Source organism: Citrobacter sp. Ce119 (assembly GCF_030334525.1).
Classification (GTDB): Bacteria; Pseudomonadota; Gammaproteobacteria; order Enterobacterales; family Enterobacteriaceae; genus Citrobacter; species Citrobacter europaeus.
Genome location: NZ_JAOWDR010000047.1, coordinates 213,133 through 235,806, shown reverse-complemented (window position 1 = coordinate 235,806; position 22,674 = coordinate 213,133). Strand labels below are relative to the sequence as shown.

The 22,674-nt window shown below is 50.3% G+C and carries 19 protein-coding genes and 1 pseudogene; 12 read left to right on the top strand and 8 right to left on the bottom strand.

Annotated elements, in window-relative coordinates; translation table 11 throughout:
* The first annotated feature begins 8 nt into the window (after nucleotides 1-8).
* The gene (locus OGV80_RS09850) at nucleotides 9-1,403 is read left to right on the top strand and encodes a GntP family permease (RefSeq protein ID WP_196781239.1); all 1,395 of its coding nucleotides are present in this window, start codon (nucleotides 9-11) and stop codon (nucleotides 1,401-1,403) included.
* An 11-nt stretch (nucleotides 1,404-1,414) separates the two neighbouring features.
* Nucleotides 1,415-2,185, top strand: a complete 771-nt coding sequence (locus OGV80_RS09845; protein ID WP_286514727.1) for a 3-hydroxybutyrate dehydrogenase — start codon at nucleotides 1,415-1,417, stop codon at nucleotides 2,183-2,185.
* Between the two features lie 47 nt (nucleotides 2,186-2,232).
* On the opposite strand, the gene osmC is transcribed toward OGV80_RS09845, so the two are convergent.
* Entirely contained in the window at nucleotides 2,233-2,664 is a 432-nt protein-coding gene (osmC, locus tag OGV80_RS09840; RefSeq protein WP_042308368.1) for a peroxiredoxin OsmC, read from the bottom strand.
* Nucleotides 2,665-2,891: 227 nt separating this feature from the next.
* Here osmC and sra point away from each other — a divergent pair, with 227 nt between their 5' ends.
* Together sra and maeA are read left to right on the top strand one after the other, a co-directional pair.
* Complete coding sequence (sra, locus tag OGV80_RS09835; protein WP_043016306.1) at nucleotides 2,892-3,032, top strand: stationary-phase-induced ribosome-associated protein; 141 nt, start codon at nucleotides 2,892-2,894, stop codon at nucleotides 3,030-3,032.
* 180 nt (nucleotides 3,033-3,212) lie between these two features.
* On the top strand, nucleotides 3,213-4,910 hold the full coding sequence (gene maeA / locus OGV80_RS09830; RefSeq protein ID WP_043016305.1) for a malate dehydrogenase: 1,698 nt from the start codon (nucleotides 3,213-3,215) through the stop codon (nucleotides 4,908-4,910).
* A gap of 69 nt (nucleotides 4,911-4,979) precedes the next feature.
* Here maeA and OGV80_RS09825 read toward each other — a convergent pair whose 3' ends face one another.
* Nucleotides 4,980-5,882, bottom strand: coding sequence for an endonuclease/exonuclease/phosphatase family protein (locus OGV80_RS09825; RefSeq protein ID WP_043016304.1), 903 nt, complete (start codon nucleotides 5,880-5,882; stop codon nucleotides 4,980-4,982).
* Nucleotides 5,883-6,346: 464 nt separating this feature from the next.
* Here OGV80_RS09825 and OGV80_RS09820 point away from each other — a divergent pair, with 464 nt between their 5' ends.
* From OGV80_RS09820 to OGV80_RS09810, 3 genes are all read left to right on the top strand, one after another.
* Entirely contained in the window at nucleotides 6,347-8,062 is a 1,716-nt protein-coding gene (locus OGV80_RS09820; RefSeq protein WP_286514723.1) for an ABC-F family ATP-binding cassette domain-containing protein, read from the top strand.
* Nucleotides 8,063-8,282: 220 nt separating this feature from the next.
* Nucleotides 8,283-8,561 carry a type II toxin-antitoxin system RelE/ParE family toxin gene (locus OGV80_RS09815; protein WP_003833016.1) on the top strand — a complete coding sequence of 93 codons (279 nt, stop codon included), beginning with the start codon at nucleotides 8,283-8,285 and terminating at the stop codon, nucleotides 8,559-8,561.
* A complete protein-coding gene (locus OGV80_RS09810; protein ID WP_159121198.1) occupies nucleotides 8,561-8,845 on the top strand; it encodes a HigA family addiction module antitoxin in 285 nt (94 codons plus the stop codon). The genes OGV80_RS09815 and OGV80_RS09810 overlap by 1 nt, the downstream gene beginning before the upstream one ends.
* 45 nt (nucleotides 8,846-8,890) lie before the next feature.
* Here the strand turns inward: OGV80_RS09810 and OGV80_RS09805 are convergent.
* The 4 genes and pseudogenes from OGV80_RS09805 to fdnG all read right to left on the bottom strand — a co-directional run.
* Nucleotides 8,891-9,491: pseudogene (locus tag OGV80_RS09805) on the bottom strand (inorganic diphosphatase); the annotation flags it as partial.
* A 129-nt stretch (nucleotides 9,492-9,620) separates the two neighbouring features.
* Complete coding sequence (gene fdnI / locus OGV80_RS09800) at nucleotides 9,621-10,277, bottom strand: formate dehydrogenase-N subunit gamma (RefSeq protein ID WP_003020054.1); 657 nt, start codon at nucleotides 10,275-10,277, stop codon at nucleotides 9,621-9,623.
* On the bottom strand, nucleotides 10,270-11,154 hold the full coding sequence (gene fdnH / locus OGV80_RS09795) for a formate dehydrogenase N subunit beta (protein ID WP_003833024.1): 885 nt from the start codon (nucleotides 11,152-11,154) through the stop codon (nucleotides 10,270-10,272). Before fdnH ends, fdnI begins: the two co-directional genes overlap by 8 nt.
* Before the next feature lie 13 nt (nucleotides 11,155-11,167).
* Nucleotides 11,168-14,215 carry a formate dehydrogenase-N subunit alpha gene (fdnG, locus tag OGV80_RS09790; protein WP_286514719.1) on the bottom strand — a complete coding sequence of 1,016 codons (3,048 nt, stop codon included), beginning with the start codon at nucleotides 14,213-14,215 and terminating at the stop codon, nucleotides 11,168-11,170.
* 287 nt (nucleotides 14,216-14,502) lie between these two features.
* Here fdnG and yddG point away from each other — a divergent pair, with 287 nt between their 5' ends.
* The 3 genes from yddG to OGV80_RS09775 all read left to right on the top strand — a co-directional run bounded on the left by yddG (nucleotide 14,503) and on the right by OGV80_RS09775 (nucleotide 17,462).
* Nucleotides 14,503-15,384 (top strand): aromatic amino acid efflux DMT transporter YddG, encoded by an 882-nt coding sequence (gene yddG, locus OGV80_RS09785; RefSeq protein ID WP_043016299.1) that lies wholly within the window; start codon nucleotides 14,503-14,505, stop codon nucleotides 15,382-15,384.
* Nucleotides 15,385-15,843: 459 nt separating this feature from the next.
* Entirely contained in the window at nucleotides 15,844-16,938 is a 1,095-nt protein-coding gene (gene ompC / locus OGV80_RS09780) for a porin OmpC (protein WP_043016298.1), read from the top strand.
* 83 nt (nucleotides 16,939-17,021) lie between these two features.
* Complete coding sequence (locus tag OGV80_RS09775) at nucleotides 17,022-17,462, top strand: GFA family protein (RefSeq protein ID WP_047411200.1); 441 nt, start codon at nucleotides 17,022-17,024, stop codon at nucleotides 17,460-17,462.
* Here OGV80_RS09775 and OGV80_RS09770 read toward each other — a convergent pair whose 3' ends face one another.
* Nucleotides 17,463-18,950: an MFS transporter gene (locus OGV80_RS09770; RefSeq protein ID WP_043016296.1), complete on the bottom strand. Its 1,488-nt coding sequence runs from the start codon at nucleotides 18,948-18,950 to the stop codon at nucleotides 17,463-17,465.
* Between the two features lie 117 nt (nucleotides 18,951-19,067).
* Between OGV80_RS09770 and OGV80_RS09765 the strand changes: the two genes are divergently transcribed.
* Nucleotides 19,068-19,649, top strand: coding sequence for a TetR family transcriptional regulator (locus OGV80_RS09765; protein WP_286514716.1), 582 nt, complete (start codon nucleotides 19,068-19,070; stop codon nucleotides 19,647-19,649).
* 95 nt (nucleotides 19,650-19,744) lie between these two features.
* Here OGV80_RS09765 and OGV80_RS09760 read toward each other — a convergent pair whose 3' ends face one another.
* A complete protein-coding gene (locus OGV80_RS09760; protein WP_140389875.1) occupies nucleotides 19,745-20,764 on the bottom strand; it encodes a hypothetical protein in 1,020 nt (339 codons plus the stop codon).
* A 497-nt stretch (nucleotides 20,765-21,261) separates the two neighbouring features.
* On the opposite strand from OGV80_RS09760, the gene OGV80_RS09755 reads away from it, so the two are divergent.
* Complete coding sequence (locus tag OGV80_RS09755) at nucleotides 21,262-22,647, top strand: NarK family nitrate/nitrite MFS transporter (protein WP_043016294.1); 1,386 nt, start codon at nucleotides 21,262-21,264, stop codon at nucleotides 22,645-22,647.
* Nucleotides 22,648-22,674: the final 27 nt, after the last annotated feature.

The following is a 22,674-nucleotide window of genomic DNA, read 5'->3' as shown; positions in this document are numbered from 1 at the left end:
GAGGAGTCATGATGAGTGTATTAATCGCCCTGGCAGCGCTGGGCCTGCTGATGCTGGCAGCCTATCGCGGATATAGCGTCATACTTTTTGCCCCCATCGCGGCATTAGGTGCTGTATTGCTTACCGAACCCAGCGCCGTCGGACCTGCTTTTACCGGCCTGTTTATGGAAAAAATGGTCGGTTTTGTGAAGCTTTACTTCCCGGTGTTCTTGCTGGGAGCAGTGTTTGGCAAGTTAATCGAGTTATCTGGTTTTTCACGCTCCATTGTCGCCGCCGCCATCAACATTCTCGGCCGTCGCCACGCCATCCCGGTGATTGTGCTGGTGTGTGCGCTGTTGACCTACGGTGGCGTGTCGCTGTTTGTAGTGGCGTTTGCGGTGTATCCGTTTGCGGCGGAACTGTTCCGCCAGAGTAATATCCCAAAGCGCCTGATCCCGGCAACCGTTGCGCTGGGGGCCTTCTCTTTCACTATGGACGCCCTGCCAGGCACGCCGCAGATCCAGAACATTATTCCGACCAGCTTCTTTGGGACTAACGCCTGGGCCGCGCCGTGGCTGGGTTTGATAGGTTCCGTGTTTATTATCGTTGTCGGTCTGGTTTATCTCGAGCGCCAGCGTCGTAAAGCCCAGACGAAGAATGAAGGATATGGCACTGAACTGTTAAACGAGCCCGAAACGCCAGATAACATTAATCTGCCGAACCCGATAATTGCTATCTCTCCGCTGATCCTGGTTGGCGTATTTAACCTGCTGTTCACCCGCTGGATCCCCCAATGGTATGGCGCCACGCATCAGTTAGAGCTTCCGGGTCTTGCCAAACCGATTACCACCGAAGTCGGTAAAATCACTGCTATCTGGGCGGTAGAAGCGGCGCTGATTTCTGGAATTTTACTGGTGGTACTCTTCGGCTATCGCAACATTAAAGGTCGCCTGGCGGAAGGGAGCAGAACGGCGGTTGGCGGTGCGATCCTCGCAGCGATGAATACCGCATCAGAGTACGGCTTTGGCGCAGTGATCGCCGCCCTGCCGGGTTTCCTTGTGCTGTCCAAAGCGCTGGCGGCCATTCCCGATCCACTGCTCAATGAGGCTATCAGCATCACCACGCTTGCCGGGATCACCGGTTCGGCGTCTGGCGGGATGAGTATTGCCCTCGCCGCCATGTCTGACACTTTTATTGCCGCTGCTCATGCCGCCAATATCCCACTTGAAGTCTTCCACCGCGTGGCGTCAATGGCCAGCGGTGGTATGGACACCCTGCCACACAACGGCGCGGTCATTACCCTGCTGGCCATTACCGGTCTCAGCCATCGTCAGGCGTACGGTGGGATTTTCGCCATTACCGTCATTAAAAGTCTGGCCGTTCTGTTTGTTATCGGCGTCTTCTACACCACCGGAATTGTTTAAGGAGAATCATCATGAACTTAACGGGAAAAACTGCCCTTGTAACCGGTTCAACCAGCGGTATCGGATTAGGCATCGCACAGGTGCTGGCGCAAGCGGGAGCGACCCTGATCCTTAACGGGTTTGGCGATGTTGAAGCCGCCAAAGACGCCGTGGCGCAGTATGGCAAAACGCCGGGCTATCATGGCGCGGACCTGAGCGATGAAGCGCAAATTGCTGACATGATGCGCTATGCTGCAAGCGAATTTGGCGGTGTGGATATCCTGGTCAACAACGCCGGGATCCAGCACGTTTCACCGGTGGAAACCTTCCCGGTTGATAAATGGAACGCGATTATCGCCATTAATCTCTCTTCTGTCTTTCACACCACACGCCTGGCGCTTCCCGGCATGCGTAAACGTAACTGGGGGCGCATTATTAATATCGCTTCTGTTCACGGGCTGGTGGCCTCAAAAGAGAAGTCCGCCTATGTGGCAGCGAAGCATGGCGTGGTGGGACTAACCAAGACCATTGCGCTGGAAACCGCGCAAACGGGCATCACCTGCAATGCGCTGTGCCCCGGTTGGGTGCTCACACCGCTGGTCCAGCAGCAGATTGATAAACGAATTGCCGAAGGCGCTGAGCCTGAAGTCGCGCGTGACGCCCTGCTGGCGGAAAAGCAGCCGTCGCGCGAATTCGTCACGCCGGAACAGTTGGGTGAGCTGGCGCTATTTTTGTGCTCAGACGGCGCGGCGCAGGTGCGAGGCGTTGCGTGGAATATGGATGGCGGTTGGGTAGCGCAATAACATCATCTGGTGCCGGATAAGACGCAGTCGCATCCGGCACGCCACGATTAAGACTTCAACTGATAATCCAGCGTAATTTCCGCGTTCAGCACCTGCGATACCGGGCAGCCCGCTTTCGCTTTCTGGATAATGCCGTCAAACGTGGCGGCATCGATCCCCGGGACGCTCACCTCGCTGTGCAGCGCGACTTTGGTGATAGCAAACCCGGCATCCACTTTATCCAGAGAAACATCGGCAGTGGTATCAATGGCATCTGGCGTAAAACCCGCTTCGCCCAACATCAGAGAAAGCGCCATTGAGAAGCAGGCCGCATGGGCCGCGCCAATCAACTCCTCGGGATTGGTGCCTTTCACCCCTTCGAATCGGGTATTAAACCCATACGGTTGCTGATTCAACACGCCACTTTCGGTCGATACGGTACCTTTACCGCGCTTAATGTCGCCTTCCCAGTGTGCCTGACCTTTCTTATGGATAGTCATTACCGTTCTCCTGTGTTGTCGTTGGAGTTACAAGTATAGGACGGCTGAGAAAAAGCATGGCACATACGGGAAAGTTCTCATTTGCCGCTTAAGCATTGACCTTTCAGATAAAATGACCGACCATCCAGAAAGCCGTTATTTTGAACATCGGCTTTCTATCAGGTTGTATTTCGTCCGTTGTCATACGGGCTCGCCCTTGAAACCAGTAACAGGATTAAGGAGTTAGAATGAAATCGAACCGTCAGGCCCGTCATATTCTCGGACTGGACCACAAAATCTCAAATCAACGTAAATCCGTGACCGAAGGTGACAAAACCAGCGTGGTCAATAATCCTACCGGAAGAAAGCGCCGCGCTGACGGCAAGTAGACCTTTCGCACGTCTGACTGAATAACGAGATAAACACCATTGCAACCGCAGTGGTGTTTTTGCTTATAAAACCCCTTTACCCATTCACAATGCTTTATACTTCGCCCGTTTCCCTGGCGAACAGGCCACATACGATCATAAAGAGTGCCAGGGACGGTTATTCAAAAAAGAGTGAGTGACATGGAAAACGAAACTAAAAAACTGCGTTCCCTTTACATCCCTTACGCTGGCCCGGTACTGCTGGAATTCCCCTTACTGAATAAAGGGAGCGCTTTCAGTGTGGAAGAACGCCGTAACTTCAACCTGCTGGGGTTACTGCCGGAAGTGGTCGAGACGATTGAAGAACAGGCCGAACGCGCCTGGATCCAATATCAGGGATTCAAAACTGAAATTGATAAACACATTTATCTGCGTAACATCCAGGACACCAACGAAACCCTGTTTTACCGACTCGTGCATAATCACCTCGATGAGATGATGCCGGTTATCTACACCCCAACGGTCGGCGCGGCCTGTGAGCGTTTCTCTGAGATCTATCGTCGCGCGCGCGGCGTATTTATCTCTTATCAGAACCGCCACAATATGGATGACATCCTGCAAAACGTTCCTAACCACAATATCAAGGTTATCGTCGTTACCGATGGCGAACGTATTTTGGGGCTTGGCGATCAGGGCATCGGCGGAATGGGGATTCCAATCGGTAAACTGTCGCTGTATACCGCGTGTGGCGGAATTAGCCCGGCCTACACCCTGCCGGTGGTACTTGACGTCGGGACCAACAACCAGCAACTGCTCAACGATCCGCTGTATATGGGCTGGCGTAATCCGCGCATCACTGATGATGAGTACTACGAATTTGTCGATGAATTCATCCAGGCCGTGAAGCATCGCTGGCCGGACGTACTGTTGCAGTTTGAAGACTTCGCGCAGAAAAACGCCATGCCTCTCCTGACCCGTTATCGCGATGAAATCTGCTCGTTTAACGACGATATTCAGGGTACCGCGGCGGTGACCGTTGGCACGCTGATTGCTGCCAGCCGCGCGGCCGGTAGCCAGTTGAGCGAACAAAATATCGTCTTCCTCGGGGCGGGTTCCGCCGGTTGCGGTATTGCCGAGCAGATCATCGCGCAAATTCAGCGTGAAGGCTTAAGCGAAGAAGCGGCACGTCAACGCGTATTCATGGTCGATCGCTTTGGCCTGTTAACCGATAAGATGCCGAACCTGCTCTCTTTCCAGACCAAACTGGTGCAAAAACGAGAAAACCTCCAGCACTGGGATACGCAAGAAGATGTGCTGTCGCTACTCGACGTGGTACGCAACGTTAAGCCGGATATCCTGATTGGTGTTTCCGGACAGACCGGCCTGTTTACAGAAGAAATCATTCGCGAAATGCATAAACATTGTCCGCGGCCGATCGTCATGCCGCTGTCTAACCCGACTTCCCGCGTAGAAGCTACGCCACAGGATATTATCGCCTGGACAGAAGGTAATGCGCTGGTTGCGACCGGTAGTCCGTTCGCACCGGTACTGTGGAAAGAGAAAATTTATCCGATCGCCCAGTGTAACAACGCCTATATCTTCCCGGGTATTGGTCTGGGGGTTATTGCTTCTGGCGCGTCGCGCATCACTGATGAAATGCTGATGTCGGCAAGCGAAACGCTGGCGCAGTATTCACCGCTGGTGCTCAACGGCGAAGGACTGGTGTTACCGGAGCTGAAAGACATTCAGACGGTGTCGCGCGCCATCGCTTTTGCCGTGGGGAAAATGGCCCAGCAGCAAGGCGTGGCGGTTAAAACGTCCGCCGAAGCGCTACAACAGGCGATTGACGATAATTTCTGGCAGGCGGAATATCGCGACTACCGCCGTACTTCTATCTGACGCTTTGCCCGGCGGCAAACTGCTGCCGGGCAATGTTAAGCGTTTGATGAACAAAAGGCTGTATGTGGATTACTGCTCTGAAAGTTCAAGTTCAGCAATAACCGGCAGGTGATCGCTCGCCGTAGACCACGTAAATTCGGATGAATTATGTGGGATCTGCAGATTTTTGACGTTCCACTTTTGCCCTTTAAATGTGAAAATATGGTCTATATCAATCGCTGGGTTAACGGCTGGCCAACTGCGCGTATCAATTCCCTCTTTCGTCACTTCATTGAAAAAGTAACGTATTTCTTTTAGGGGTTGTTCATCCCGGGTTGAATTGAAATCGCCCGCCAGGATTTTAATTGAAGATGCGATATCCGGGAAATCTGTTGTTGCGTCACCAATGCTAATATCTAACAGGTAACGCGCCTGCTCAGTTCGCATGGTTGGATCTTTTTGCCAGTCGAGGTGAGTTACCATGATGATCGGTGCGGAATCAAAGCCGGGAACATCAATCTGCGCCAGTAATGCCACACGTTGTTCTGCATCACCCGACGGTAATTTCACGACCTGCGAATGCAGTATTTTATATTTGGAAAGAAGACCTAAGCCGTATTCACCGCCGTCAAAGTCGATAGCTTTTCCAAAGACATAATGCAGTTTATTAGCATCAGCGATTTTTTTGAGTTGATCAATTTTTTGGCTACGACCTGTTTTATTATCAACCTCCGGAACCGCAATAATATCGGCATTTATTCTTTCAATCGCCGAATTAAGTGCAGTAAAATCCGCTACATCAGCAGAGGCTTCATTTTTACCAATGTTATAGGTGGCAATCTTTAAATGAGGTTTTTGTTGCGTGTAAATTTTGTCGGGAACCCCACCTTTTTGAACTTTAAGTATCTCATTACCCGCAAGTTTTTCACTTGCCTGTGCATTTGCAAATAAACATCCCAGCGCAATCATCGTTAATGTAATTGTTTTTTTCATGTTATCTATTCTCCAAATAATAAAATAGTGTGCAGAGGATACTGGAGAATGTAGATCGTTGTTGTGATCCTTAACTCATACTTTTGACGCGATGAAAATTAACTTTCGCATGAATAATCTGCGTTCATTCCTTCTGAATCAAGGTAACTGTTCCCGTATCAGTGTTTACGGTTCCAATGCTGCCGCGTGCAAAGCTTGCGCGACTGCGTAACTTGCGATTACACTTTCGCTACCGATCAACATTCTGAAAAACAAAAGGAGGATACTTATGCTGTACTGTGAACGTTTTATCGTTTCACATGCTTTTGGCGATCGCCAGTGCTCAAGCGTTATCGGTATCGTGCTGCGATAACTTCTGCTTGAGCGAAGCTAACTTCTAAATCCCCTTCTCTCGGGCTTACCGGGTTATCGTCAGCGATGTTTGACGAGGCGTTTTCACGCCTGTAACTCTTGAGTAAGCAACAATGAGCACATTACTAACCGCACAATCCTTACACGTTGATACGGCATTCGGCACGCTATTCGACGATCTTTCCTTTACCCTGAAAAAAGGCGACCGCATCGGGCTTATCGGTTACAACGGCTGTGGCAAAAGCACGCTGTTAAAACTGCTCGACGGCACGATCTCGCCCACCAGTGGGGCAATCGCGCAGGCGAATCACTGTCATCTCGCTCGAGTGGAACAACATCTACCTGACGATATACTGCCGCTTACGCTGCAGGAAGCCGTTCTCGCTCAACTTCCCGAGCATGAACGCGCAGCTCAGCAGTGGCGGGTTGAAGCACTGCTTGCCGAAATGGGGTTCACGCCGGAGAATTTATCCCTGACAGCACAAACGCTGAGCGGCGGCCAACATACGCGTCTGCTATTAGCGCGGGCGCTGATGCGAAATCCTGACTTACTGCTGCTGGATGAGCCGGGTAACCACCTGGATTTGCCCACATTACTGTGGCTGGAACAGTTCTTACAGAACTGGTCTGGCAGTTTTGTGGTGGTTTCTCACGACCCGCAGCTGCTGGACGCGGTGACTCACGGAACGTGGATCTTGCGCGATCGCACTCTCCATGCTTTTGATCTGCCCTGTAGCGCGGCGCGTCAGGCGCTGGCAGAAAGAGACGTCAGCGATGCTTTGCGCCATAAGGCTGAACAAAAGGAGATCGACCGTGTGGCCGCCAGCGCCAGGCGGCTGGCTACCTGGGGGCGGGTCTACGACAACGAAGATCTCTCCCGCAAGGCCAAACAGATGGAAAAACAGGTACAACGCCTGAAAGAGGTACAGACGGAAGTGACGTCAGGGAGTCAGTGGAAGCTAACATTGCAGGGGGATGCTCTGCGTGCGGATCGTTTGCTGGAGATGACAAATCTGTCCGTAGCCCCTGCTCCCGGCGCTGATACGCTGTTTTCCATTGCCGGTATCCGGTTAAAAAGTGGCGATCGCGTGGCGATTGTCGGGCGTAACGGTTGCGGGAAATCGTCGCTGTTAAGGCTTATCTGGCAACAGTTTCAGTCACAGATGGCATCACCTTCACTGGTGTTACACCCGCGCGTTACGCTTGGGTATTACGACCAGACGCTGCATCAGCTCGCAGACAACGATTCGTTATTTGACGCGCTGGAAGCGTTTGCCCCGCAGCCGGAGATTCGCAAGATGGCGCTGATTAGCGCGGGTTTTCCGTGGGTCCGACATGCGCAGCGAGTCAGTACATTAAGCGGCGGTGAACGATCCCGGCTGCTGTTTGTGGGTCTGACGCTTGCGCGCTACAGCCTGCTGATGCTCGATGAACCCACCAACCATCTGGATATGGAAGGTAAAGAGGCGCTGGCAGAAACGCTGCAAAGTTATAACGGCGGCGTGTTGCTGGTCAGTCACGACCGTCAGCTTATCAGCCAAAGCTGTAACCGGTTTTGGTTAATCGACAATGGCGAACTGAGCGAATGGCACGATCTGGACGCGGTCAATGCGCGTATTCGGGAAACATCCTCTGAGATAACTGTTCCCAAAACGGTGGTCGAAGCGAGGGCCGAAATCAGCGTTGACAGCGATGGATTGCTGGAACAACTCCTCGAGCTGGAGCAACGTCTGGCCGACGATCTTGCGCGCAAGCCAAAACATCAAAAGCCGTTGTTACAGGCACAATGGCGAAAGGAGATTGAGCGTCTGAACTCACAACTGGAGTAAACTCTGGTGCCGGATGGCGAACGCTTATCCGGCCTACATCAGCAAAATGCGCGTGTAGGCCAGCCATCCGGCAATTCTTGCGTGACGCTTTCCAGATATTCCCCTTCTCCCTTTTTCTTTTTGCACATTCGCCGCAAAATTTAAAACATCGCAATCCTGGTGTTGCGCTTAAAGGAACATTAATGGTAATGTTCCTCTTGAAGGAACAAGGAAGATATGGATGATCATGAACTTCAGACACAAAGGATTGCGCGATTTGTTTCTTCATGGGCGAACATCAGGCGTTATGGCGAAACATGTCCGACGATTACGACACAGGCTTGCCGTTATTGATGCGGCTAGTAAGGTTACAGATATCAATATGCCCGGTTATAAGCTGCATCCTCTGGTGGGTGAGCGTGACGGCATATGGGCAATTTCTGTTTCAGGTAACTGGCGTATTACGTTTGAATTCGTCAATGGCGATGCGTACATACTGGACTACGAGGACTATCATTGATGAAGATGGCAAATCATCCCCGTCCTGGGGATATCATTCAGGAAGCGCTGGACGAACTCAATGTCAGCCTGCGCGAGTTTGCCAGGGCTATGGAAATTGCACCTTCAACGGCAAGTCGACTATTAACCGGGAAAGCGGCCCTGACGCCTGAGATGGCGATTAAACTCTCTGTGGTGATTGGCAGTTCACCTGAAATGTGGTTAAACCTGCAAAATAGCTGGAGTCTGGCAGAGGCCCAAAAAAACGTGGATACTTCACGCCTGCGTAAGCTGGCAGTACAATGATAAAAGTAAATGCCGGATCAACTTTTGCCATCCGGCATGCTAATTATTGCTGCGGTTTTTTCTCTTTCCAGGCCTCCCAGGCCTGTTTGATCTCTTGCTTCGCCGTAACGGCATCGTTGAAACCGTTTAATTCGACCTTCTTGCGCCCTTCCGGCAGATCTTTGTACACGCGGAAGAAAGATTCCAGACGTTGAACTTCAATCTTTGGCAGATCGCTCAGCTCTTTGATGTTGTCATAAGTAGGGTCAATTTTACTGGCCGGTACGGCAACAATTTTGTCGTCCTTTTCACCGCCGTCGATCATCTTCAGTACGCCAATAGCGCGCAGCTTAATCAACGTTCCCGGAGCCAGCGGCGCGCGGGTATAAAAGATAACATCCAGCGGGTCGCCGTCACCGGCTAAAGACTGGGTCAGAGAACCGTAGTTGGCGGGATAGGCAACCGGCATGGACTGGAAGCGATCGGCAATGATAAAACCGGTTTTGGCGTCAGTTTCATATTTGATTATTCCACCTGCCGGGATTTCGGTCACGGCATAAAACTCTTCCGGGTTATTCTCCGGCTGCGGAAATTCGAGGACATTCTGCGCCTGAGCGGATGCACAGAGAAATAGGCTGACTGCGAGTAATTTTTTCACCAGATGCATTGTCTTTTAACTCTTCTATTATTGGAAAGACAACACCTTACGTTCAGCAGATGACAGAAACATGACGTTTTTTTGGCAAAAAAATGGCGCTACATCGGTAGCGCCATTACGTACAGGGAACGTCAGGAGTTAGTTAACCCCTTCCTCGCTCTCTTTTTTCGCTTCTTGTCTTTCAACTTCGCGATACCAGCGCGGGTGATGTTTCTTTGCCCAGCGACGGCTCACTTTCCCTTCAACCATGCCTTTAATCGATCCTTTCACCCAGAATGCCATATACATATGGATGAGGATGGCGTGCATCAGGATAATCCCCGCCGCCGCATGGATCAGCAGGCTATAGCGCACAACCTGCATCGGGAAGAACTGCGCAAAGTACGGACGCCAGATAATGATACCAGTAATCAACAGCACGAAAATCATGCTCATGATTGACCAGAACATCATTTTCTGCCCGGCGTTGTACTTGCCCACGTCCGCCACTTTATGTTCATTGCCTTTCAGCACTTCCACAATGTTTTTCAGCCACGGGATATCTTTTTTATCCGGGATGTTGTGGTGAACAAAGCGTACAAACATGAACATCAGCGCCACGAAGATCAGTATGCCGAAGAACGGGTGCAAAATGCGTCCCATCTGCGGCGTACCGAAGGTCTGCGTCAGCCATTGCAGAGTCGGGAAGAAAAAAGAAATCCCCGACAACGCCACCAGGAAGAAGCAGATCACCACCGTCCAGTGACAGGCGCGGTCGATAAACTTCGTGCGCACAATCATTTTCGACTTACTCATGATGATCCTCCTCGTCGTCGTCCACTTCCTTATTCGGGCCGATACCAATGTAGTGGTAAATCAGCCCGGCGAAGGTGGCGATAAATCCGGCAGCGGCCAGCGGTTTCAGCGCCCCTTTCCACAGATTGATAGAGGTATCGATCTGCGGATCTTTCGGCAGGCCATGATACAGCTCCGGCTGGTTGGCATGATGCAGAACGTACATAACGTGCGTACCACCCACACCTTCCGGATTGTAGAGACCGGCGTGTTCGAAACCGCGTGCCTTCAGTTTTGCCACGCGCTGTTCGCCCATTTCCAGCATTTCCTGCTTAGTGCCGAAATGTATTGCTCCGGTCGGACAAGTCTTCACACAGGCAGGTTCCTGCCCGACGCTGACCCGGTCCACACACAGCGTACATTTATACACGCGGTTATCCTCTTTATTGAGGCGCGGAATATTAAATGGACACCCGGCAATACAGTAGCCGCAGCCAATACAGTGTTCTGACTGGAAATCGACAATCCCGTTGGCGTACTGGATGATAGCTCCGGCAGACGGGCATGCCTTCAGGCAGCCCGGATCTTCACAGTGCATACAGCCGTCTTTACGAATCAACCACTCCAGCTTGCCGTTCTGTTCGGTTTCGGTAAACCGCATCACCGTCCAGGACTTGGCGCTAAGATCGGCGGGGTTGTCATACACCCCGACGCAGTGGCCGACTTCATCGCGGATATCGTTCCACTCTGAGCATGCCACCTGACAAGCTTTACAGCCTATACAGGTGGAAACGTCGATCAGCTTCGCGACCTCCGCTTTATAATCACGGGCCTGAGGCGGCGGCGTGATGGAGTTTGTTGCGGACCTTTTGATGATGTCCTGCGTTTCCATAGACATATGTTCGCCTCCCTTACGCCTTCTCGATGTTAACTAAAAACGCTTTGTATTCCGGCGTTTGCGAGTTTGCATCACCGACATTCGGCGTCAGGGTGTTGGCGATATAGCCTTTACGCGCGACTCCTTCAAAGCCCCAGTGGATTGGGATCCCAACCGTTTCAACCTGCTGACCGTTGACGTTCAAAGTACGCAGACGACGGGTCACCACGGCAACTGCGCGAATAAATCCACGCTTGCTGCTGACTTTCACGTGATCGCCGTTGTTGATACCTTTCGCTGCCGCCAGCGTTTCGCTGATTTCCACAAACTGCTCTGGCTGGGCAATCGCATTCAGCAATGCGTGCTTGGTCCAGGTATGGAAATGTTCGGTCAGACGATAGGTCGTCCCGACGTACGGGAAGTCCTGTTTCGTACCCATGCGGAGCTTATCCGCTTCGTACAGACGCGCTGCCGGGTTGGAGATCACGTTCGGGTGCAGCGGGTTAGTACCCAGCGGTGTTTCCATCGGCTCGTAGTGTTCCGGGAACGGACCTTCCGCCATCTTATCGATAGCAAACAGACGCCCCAGCCCTTCCGGCTGCATGATAAACGGATTGGTGCCGCTGCCTGGCGCCGCAGTATTGAAGTCCGGGATATCGTTCCCCGTCCACTTCGTACCGTTCCACTGGATAAGCATGCGTTTTGGATCCCACGGTTTACCCTGTGGATCCGCCGAAGCGCGGTTATACAGCACGCGACGGTTCAACGGCCATGCCCAGGCCCAGCCCAGCGTATTACCGAGACCTGACGGGTCGGCATTATCGCGATTGGCCATCTGGTTGCCCTGCTCGGTCCAGCTACCGGTATAAATCCAGCAGGACGATGACGTAGAACCATCATCACGCAGCAACGCAAAGCTGTTGAGCAACTGACCTTTTTTTGCAACCAGCACGCCGTTGGCATCATAGAGGTCTTCCAGCGCATAGCCGTTGTTCTCTTTTGCCACTTCCTCTGAGTGCGGTTCGTCCGGCTGCTTATAGTTCCAGCTCATTTTCAGAACGGGTTCTATCGCTTTACCGCCTTCAGTGCGATACATGTCGCGCAGACGATGGTAAATACCGGCCAGAATTTCGCCGTCGTTGCGGGCTTCACCCGGTGCGTCCTGACCTTTCCAGTGCCACTGCAGCCAGCGGCCGGAGTTGGCGATAGAGCCGTCCTCTTCCGCAAAGCAGGTCGATGGCAAACGGAAGACTTCGGTCTGAATAGATGCCGGATCGACGTCGTTTGATTCACCGTGGTTCTGCCAGAACGTTGAGGTTTCGGTCACCAGCGGATCGATAACCACCAGATACTTCAGTTTGCTCAGGCACTGCACCACTTTGTTTTTGTCCGGGAAGGACGCAACGGGGTTAAAGCCCTGACAGATGTAGCCGGTGACTTTTCCGCTATCCATCATGTTGAAGTATTTGATGACGTCGTAGGACTGATCCCACTTCGGCAGCCACTCAAAGCCCCAGTCGTTCTCTTTCTGCGCCGCATTGCCGTAGAAAGATTTCATTAGACTGACGAAGAACTTCGGATAGTTACCCCAGTAGTTAACCTGGTCGGCCAACGTCGCTTTTGGCGTATTAGCAGCCAGATAGGTTTGCAGATCCGTCTGTTTCTCTGACGGCAGCGTCAGGTAACCTGGCAGACTGGTAGAGAGCAGACCTAAGTCGGTTAATCCCTGAATGTTGGAGTGACCACGTAAGGCGTTAACTCCGCCACCTGCCATCCCCATGTTGCCGAGCAGCAACTGGATCATCGCCATGGTACGGATGTTCTGCGCCCCTACGGTATGCTGTGTCCAGCCCAGCGCATACAGGAACGTAGTGGTGCGATCCGCCGCGCTGGTGGAAGCCAGTACTTCGCAGACTTTCAGGAAGTCTTCTTTCGGTGTACCGCAGATGTTTTCCACCACATCTGGCGTGTAGCGGGAAACGTGCTGTTTTAGCAGATTCCACACGCAGCGAGGATGGCTTAACGTTTCATCGCGTTTCGCGTAGCCGTTTTCATCGAACTGGTAGTTCCAGGACGATTTATCGTATTGGCGTTTTTCCGCGTCATAGCCGCTGAACAGACCGTCTTCAAAAGCAAAGTCATCCCGCACCAGCAGGCTGGCGTTGGTGTAATGCCTCACATATTCAGCGTTAATTTTGTTGTTTTCAATCAGGTACAGCAAGACACCGGACAGGAACGTAATGTCCGTGCCGGAACGAATTGGCGCATAGATATCCGCCACCGAGGCTGTACGAGTAAAACGAGGGTCAACAACAATCAGCGTGGCATCATTGTTGTTTTTGGCTTCCATCGCCCAGCGGAATCCCACCGGATGTGCTTCAGCGGCATTACCGCCCATCACCATCACGACGTTAGCGTTTTTAATATCAACCCAGTGGTTGGTCATCGCACCGCGACCAAATGTTGGAGCAAGACTTGCTACCGTTGGTCCGTGTCAGACGCGCGCCTGGTTGTCTACTGCCAGCATGCCGAGTGAGCGCACAAATTTTTGCGTCAGCATGCCAGTTTCATTACTTGCCGCAGATGCGCATAGCATCCCGGTTGAAAGCCAGCGGTTTACCGTTACGCCCTGCTCATTCTTCTCAATAAAGTTGGCGTCACGGTCAGTTTTCATCAGCTTCGCGATGCGGGTGAATGCTTCACCCCAGCTGATACGCTGCCATTTGTCGGAACCAGGAGCGCGATATTCCGGGTAACGCAGACGGTTTTCACTGTGCACGTAATCCAGTAATCCTGCGCCCTTAGGACATAATGCCCCGCGGCTCACCGGATGATCCGGATCCCCTTCAATATGGTAAATCGACTCTTTGGCGTTTTTTGCTCCATCTCCCAGGCTATACATTAATAGCCCGCAACCTACGGAACAGTATGTGCAGGTGTTTCGGATCTCTTTGGCGCGTAACAGCTTATAGTTTCGCGCCTGAGCCAGTGCCATTTTGGGTGCAAAACCCAGAGCGGCTACTGTTGTTCCCGCCATACCGCCCGCGCAGATTTTAAAAAATTGTCTGCGGCTGACGTCCATTGCTTTCCTCTTTTTTGCAGGGGTTCGTACAGGAAATCTCTCAAATTGCGCGAGCGCGGCAGTCTGAAAGATGCCATGTACAACTTCGCGACGAAACTATCAGCTATATCCATATTTTTTTTGCGTCAAATCAATAACGAAACGGTTCCGCTACTAAATAGTGCACTTTGTTTAACCTTTGTACCCATAAGGGAGTATGGGAAAGGCAATTGATTAGCGCGCTACGGTATAAAAGTGCTATAAATTTCAGCTTAATTTTTTGCCAGCACCATGGACAGACAATCAGAATGACAAAACAAAAAGCAACGTTAATTGGGCTCATTGCCATAGTGCTCTGGAGCACTATGGTCGGACTCATGCGTGGAGTAAGTGAAGGGCTGGGTCCTGCGGGCGGCGCGGCAATGATTTTTTCGTTAAGCGGCCTGTTACTGATTTTTACCGTCGGCTTTCCGAATATCAGGAAAATACCTGTTCGCTATTTAATCGCCGGTAGCGTGCTTTTTGTTAGCTATGAAATCTGTTTAGCGCTGGCTCTCGGTTATGCGGCTACTCGTCACCAGGCTATTGAAGTCGGTATGGTTAATTATCTCTGGCCAAGTCTGACGATATTGTTTGCTATTTTATTTAATGGTCAGAAAACAACCTGGCTGGTAATCCCTGGATTAATTATCGCATTGACCGGGGTGTGTTGGGTATTGGGTGGCGAAAATGGCCTTAATCTTGATGAAATTATCAGCAATGTTGCCAGCAGTCCGCTCAGCTATTTTCTCGCCTTTCTCGGCGCTTTTATCTGGGCAACGTATTGTACGGTGACCAATAAATATGCAAAAGGCTTTAACGGCATCACCGTATTCGTTTTACTGACGGCAGCAACTTTGTGGGTTTACTATTTTATTACCCCTCAACCGGAAATGGTTTTCAGTACTTCGGTGACGATTAAAATGTTCACTGCAGCATTAACGTTAGGATTTGCCTATGCTGCGTGGAATATTGGCATTTTGCACGGCAACGTGACCGTCATGGCTGTTGGGTCTTATTTTACCCCGGTGCTCTCCTCCGCGCTGGCCGCTGTGTTGCTCAGCGCCCCGCTGTCGCTTTCGTTCTGGCAAGGTGCGCTGATGGTCTGCGCAGGCTCTCTGCTTTGCTGGCTGGCAACGCGACGCGCCTGATAAAAAGTCGGGTTTTATCACAAACAAATAAAACCCGGCTATACTTTAGGCAAATTGATGAATAATATTTGTCCATTCCACCTGCGATTATGTTTATATTTGTTTAATTAAATGTTAAATATATGGTAACTAATTAACATTCGAAAGTATTACCTGGTTATTTATATCTCTTCACTTGTATATATTACACCTGCGAAATTAACACCATTTAAACCATAGCCTGCACAATAGTCCCGTATGTAAATATACCCATTCAGATCTGTCACATATTATGATTAATACAATCAGCTATATTATGTAGATCTGGATCACACAACTCCAAATATTTCGCAATAATATGAAACTTATTATTGAACTTATACCACTGCGTCATTTAAAAATAGTTTGCCATTGACGAACCCCTTCGTTTAGCAATGGTTTAGGAAACACACCAAGAAAAAATTATAAGGATTATTTAGAATGAAACTTAAATTAGTTGCAGTGGCAGTGACTAGCCTGTTGGCGGCAGGTGCGGTAAACGCAGCTGAGGTATATAACAAAGACGCAAACAAACTGGATATCTACGGTAAAGTTCACGCTCAGCATTACTTCTCTGACGACAACGGCAGCGATGGCGACAAAACCTACGCGCGTCTGGGCTTCAAGGGCGAAACCCAGATCAACGACCAACTGGTTGGTTTCGGTCAGTGGGAATATGAATTCAAGGGCAACCGTTCTGAAGATCAGGGTTCCGAAGCAGACAAAACTCGTCTGGCATTCGCTGGCCTGAAATTCGCTGAATACGGTTCTTTCGACTACGGTCGTAACTACGGCGTAGCATACGACATCGGCGCATGGACCGACGTTCTGCCAGAGTTCGGTGGCGATACCTGGACCCAGACTGACGTCTTCATGACCCAGCGTGCTACTGGCGTTGCAACCTATCGTAACACCGACTTCTTCGGTCTGGTTGAAGGTCTGAATTTTGCCCTGCAGTACCAGGGTAAAAACGCCCGTAGCAACGACAAAGAAGCTAACGGTGACGGCTTCGGTCTGTCTACGACTTATGAGTACGAAGGCTTCGGTGTAGGTGCAACCTATGCGAAATCTGACCGTACTGATTCTCAGAACAACCACAATGGTCTGTTCAAAGCTGACGGTAAGAACGCTGAAGTTTGGGCTGCTGGCCTGAAATATGATGCGAACAATATCTACCTGGCAACTACCTACTCTGAAACCCGTAACATGACTACCTTTGGTGGTACTGTTAACGGTAGTAAGATCAACGGTATTGCAAATCAAGCACAGAACTTTGAAGCTGTTGCTCAGTACCAGTTCGACTTCGGTCTGCGTCCGTCCATCGCTTACCTGAAATCCAAAGGTAAAGACATTGCATTCTTCGGCGACCAGGATCTGGTTGAATACGTAGACCTGGGTGCTACCTACTACTTCAACAAAAACATGTCTACCTTCGTTGATTACAAAATCAATCTGCTGGACGACAACAACTTCACCCGCGCTGCCGGTGTAAGCACTGACAACATCGTGGCTGTTGGTCTGAACTACCAGTTCTAATTTTGTTGTAGCCTGAATAAAAAGCCAGTCCTTCCAGGGCTGGCTTTTTCTCTTAATGTAGACTCGGTCATAAGGAGTATGCCGTGCAGACATTCACTGGTCGTTGTCTTTGCGGACAGAGTCATTTTACCGTCGACGTCGAAATGCTGGATGTCTATGCCTGCCATTGCACCCTGTGCCAGAAGTGGTCGGGCGGCATCGCTATGTATCTGGAAGCCAGCAGTCATCCGCTGATGTCGCCAGATTCAGCAGAACCTGCGCACTTTCCTTCTTCAAATCGTGGTGAACGTTTCTTTTGTTCTGGTTGCGGGTGCCCGCTGTGGTTTACCCTGACGGGCAGCGATCGCTATTTTGTGCCGTGGACGCTGCTGGAGCTTAATGAGGTAGATCGCCGCCGCCTGGTGTTAGCGGCAGAGATCTATACGGAAACGCAGCCCGCATTCTGGAGACTGACGGGGCAATACGCTCGACTCAGTGGGAAAGAAGTCGAAGAGATGGATTACCCCTGTCATTTAGCTCATTAGTTATTGACGCTGTACCTTTGCCAGACTGAACCACATTCCTACCGCTAATACGATAAGCATGCTGCCGGCGCTGCTTAAGGCTACGCTGTGCGACCAGGTAAAGGCTTCTTTAGCAGCCGACAGCAACGCCTCACTCAGCGACGATGGGAGCGAATGCGCCAACTGCACCGCCTCCCCCATTGACGATGAGGCTCGTTCTATCTCCTGCGGATTAAGGCCAACTGGCGGCAGAATCGAGGCTGAAAAGCTGCGGCTTAACAGCAAACCAAAGATAGCGATCCCAAGCCCGGCGCCCAGTTCATAAGCCATCGTCTCAATGGCGCCCGCGGCTGCGGCTTTTTCTGCCGGAGCTGCCGCCATGATAGCCGCCGTTGAGGCCAGGAGCGCACTCGCCGCGCTAAAACCGAGCAACGCCATTAATATCCAGGCTTGAATCTGCTGAGTGCTGAAATCCGTCATCGCCAGACCGTAAAAGCTCACAGCGCTCAGCGCCATACCCGCCGTGGCCACACACCGTAATCCCAGACGTGACACCAGCATGCCGGCAATCGGTCCGCTGAAGCCGCTTGCCAGCATCACCGGCAGCATAAAAAGGCCCGCCTGATAAGGCGTTAAACCATGAACAAACTGTAGCTCCTGAGCCATCAGTAACTCGAACCCTACCAGAGTTATCATCGCGGTCATCGCCATCACTACGCCGCTTAAGATAATGCGATGCGTGAACAACCGCATATCAATCATCGGGCGGGAAGCAGCTAGCTGGATACGGACAAACTGCCACAACAATAAAGCGCCGGTTAACAACGTCAGCGCGATCGCAACGGTCGCCGTATGCCCTTTCAGGGCGGTTTTAGCGCTGTAGACCAGCAGCAGAATGGCGACAATCAACATTATCGCATGACCAAAATTTAACGATTGATCGCGACGTCCGGCCTGACGCGGCACTAAGCGTGCAGTTAAGGCCATTACCACCAGGACAATCGGCACATTAATTAAGAACACGGATCCCCAGTAGAAGTGCTCCAGCAGCATCCCGCCAACGAGTGGGCCAAATGCCGCACCGCCAGAACCGACCGCGGCCCAGACGCCGAGCGCCATATTACGATGCCGTTGCTCTGCGAACGTGGCGCGAATCCCCGCAAGCGTTGCCGGCACAATCATCGCCGCGCCAATCGCCAATACCGCCCGGGTGGCTATCAGCCAGCTTGCGCTGTGGGCAAAAGCGGCCGCCAGCGATGCGAGACCAAACAGTCCAGCGCCTAACAGCAGCAGGCGTTTAAAGCCGATGCGATCGCCCAGCGCGCCCATTGGCAATACCATACCGGCCATTACCAGGGAATAAATATCAATGATCCACAGCAGCTCGTTACCACTGGCACCCAGCGTCATACTCAGCGTGGGCGCGGCAACGTGCAGCACCGTTGCATCAATCGCAACAGGGATGTAGACCAGCACAATAATGACTAACGTTAACCACTGACGAAACATAAAACTCCCTAACGAAACTTAAACTGGACACATGTCCAACTTGAGCGATCCTACGGAAAATTGAACATATGTCCAACTTTTTGTTAGACTGCGTGATACACGGGTACAGGAGGAAAGATGAGCTATCTGAATCGGGATGAACGTCGGGAAGTTATTCTGCAGGCGGCCATGCGTGTCGCGCTTGAGGAAGGGTTTACCGCGATGACGGTGCGACGCATTGCAGCTGAAGCACACGTGGCAACGGGCCAACTACACCACCACTTTGCCTCTGCCGGCGAACTTAAATCCCAGGCATTTGTACGTCTGATCCGTACCCTGCTCGACGCGGAACTGGTCAGTGAAAATGCCAGTTTTCGTGAGCGACTGCATGCCATGCTGGGCAGCGAAGATGGCGGATTCGAACCCTATATTAAGCTATGGCGTGAAGCGCAGGTTGTGGCGGGTAAAGATCCAGAAATCAAAAGCGCCTACCTGTTGACCATGCGGATGTGGCACGAAGAAACCGCCAACATCATCACTCAGGGACAGAAAGCCGGTGAGTTTTCCTCCACCCCAGATGCTGCCGACGTCGCCTGGCGCTTAATCGCATTGGTCTGCGGTCTGGATGGTATGTACATATTAGGCATTGAGGAAATGGCCGATCCTGCATTCGATCGCCATCTTGACCGTATGATTACGCTGGAACTTCTTCCATCATGAGCGCCGCACCACTACATAACCCGCTCAAAAGCGACGAACTATTTCATCTCATGGATGATACGTTCAATCACCAGAAGTTACTTTGTATGATAATGCTATTCTTGTGGTATCCATTCAGGGTTTATTGTAAATCTACCAACCCGTGCTAGCTGAACTGCAGAACTCCATTTTTTATCGATTTCCGGAGCTGCTTGTTTAATCAGCTTAGCGCATTTATCGTGTATTACCCCACCAAAATCATTCAATCCTGAAACGACTTCAGTATTAGGGATATCACCGAAATTAAAATAGATACTTTGTGCATCGATATTATAAGTCATTGGTAATGATTGAGTGAGAATGTCATTGCTTTCTTTAAATTTTGTTAAAAAACCATCGCCAAATACTGTTTTGTGAGGATAAGTGGCACCTTTAAGTTCCAGACCAACGTTTACGTAGCGGCGGAGGCCATTTTCGTCTTTGATATATTTATCTAATTGTGTTGGCGACATCGCACTGGCGATATTTTCCGGAATATCGTGTGATGTGATATATGGAAACGGTTTATCAATGATAAAATCATTTAACCTTTTGGTTAATGGTACGGTCAGTTGGCAGTATACCTTTGGGTTAAAGTCGCTATAGGGATCCGTATATCCCGTAATACTTATTTTCTGAGTATAGACAGAAACTTCCGCTTTTTCCCAGTTCAAACTCGTAGACTGGCTGCCATTTTTCTCCATGCCAGCTCTTTGTACAACATTAAGCAAATCTCTTTCACTCGCATCTTTCGCATTGGCTATATTAGTAAAGTTGACGGTTAAATTTGTATTCCGGGCATCTTTTAATCGTTCAACGTTTGATACCAACGATTCCAATTGTTCTTGAGTGTAGCCCTTATCTACTAACGTTACATAAAAAAAATGGTCATTACCTGAACTTTCTAATTCAGAAACTTCAATATCTTTTGAAGTCAAATTTTGATCAGCGCTGGTTATTAATGAAACAATATAGCTTTTATTAAAGCTGCCTTCTGGATTTATCCACTCACCTTTAATCTCTGCTTCTTTGCAACCAATTAAAAACAATGGAATAGATAACGATAAGAGATTTTTTTTGAAATTTAAAGAAAGCATTTCATATCCTTTTTTGAACGCCGTTAATTTCATGTCAACTGAAATTATTTTATCATGTAAATTACCATATAAATATTTTAAAACTATGTGGATGTGAAAAATCAGAATATATCAATAATTGGACTGATCTTGAGATACCGTGACACCTCTTTCTCCTGCCCGCAACGAAGTGGATACTCAAAAGTAAAACAGTAATCAAACTCTGACGAAAAAGAGATGTGTCTTGATAACCTAGCCCTACATCACAACCTTGATCACATGTTGGCACTGAAGTTATGTAACTGATGTTAGAGATGTATTCATAATGCACTTTTTATGTTTACAATTGGTAACACTTAAGCAGCATGTAATTCTCCCATCACGCCGCGTTATTGCGCTTTTTTATCTATTCTTTCAGTCAATATTCCTAAAACTTTTCAATAGTTTCTAAAAAGAAGCCGCGCGGCGCTGCATGCGTTTATTTCTTTTTCATGAACGGCATGTGCATGGAGAATAATATGTCATCATCAAATGAGAAAAATAATCGTTATCTTTTAACTGACTGGAAACCAGAGAACCCCGGCTTTTGGGAAAACAAAGGCAAGCACATTGCACGCAGAAACCTATGGATATCAGTGAGTTGTTTGCTGCTTGCTTTCTGCGTCTGGATGTTGTTCAGCGCCGTTGCCGTCAATCTGAATAAAATTGGCTTTAATTTCACCACCGACCAACTGTTTTTATTAACGGCATTGCCCTCTCTTTCTGGTGCAATATTGCGCGTTCCCTACTCCTTTATGGTACCTATATTTGGTGGGCGCCGTTGGACCATTTTTAGTACGATCATTCTGATTATTCCCTGCGTCTGGCTCGGATTTGCCGTGCAAAATACCGCTACTCCGTTTGGCGTATTTATTATTATTGCGCTGATGTGTGGTTTTGCTGGCGCTAACTTTGCCTCCAGCATGGGCAATATCAGCTTTTTCTTCCCCAAAGCGAAGCAAGGCAGTGCGTTAGGCGTAAACGGCGGTCTCGGCAACCTCGGCGTCAGCGTAATGCAGTTGATTGCGCCTTTGGTTATCTTTCTGCCCATCTTTACCTTTTTGGGCGTTCAGGGCGTACCGCAAGCTGACGGCTCGTTATTGTCGCTAGCCAATGCCGCATGGATTTGGGTGCCGTTACTGCTGATAGCCACCGTGGCGGCAGGTATGGGAATGAACGACATTGCCAGTTCGAAGGCTTCGATCGCTTCCCAATTACCGGTCCTCAAGCGTTTTCATCTGTGGTTATTAAGCCTGTTGTATCTTGCCACCTTCGGTTCATTTATCGGTTTTTCTGCAGGTTTTGCCATGCTGGCGAAAACCCAGTTCCCTGACGTGAATATCCTGCAACTGGCGTTCTTCGGCCCTTTCATCGGCGCGCTTGCGCGATCGGCGGGCGGCGTTATCTCTGACAAGTTCGGCGGTGTACGCGTCACGTTAATTAACTTCATCTTTATGGCGCTGTTTAGCGCCCTGCTGTTTCTCACCCTGCCAGGATCAGGCGAAGGGAACTTTGTCGCTTTCTACCTGGTGTTTATGGGCTTGTTCCTGACCGCGGGTCTGGGAAGCGGGTCGACCTTCCAGATGATTGCGGTGATCTTTCGCAAAATCACGATTTACCGGGTGAAGCTGCATGGTGGTACCGAAGAGCAGGCTCAACGTGAAGCGGTAACCGATACCGCCGCCGCCCTGGGATTCATCTCAGCCATTGGCGCTGTAGGGGGCTTCTTCATCCCTAAAGCGTTTGGCTCATCACTGGCGTTGACCGGCTCTCCGGTGGGTGCCATGAAAATATTCCTCGTGTTTTACATCGTCTGCGTGCTGGTGACCTGGCTGGTCTATGGCCGTAAATCACAAAAAAAATAACGAAATGGATACCGCAGGATCGGACAT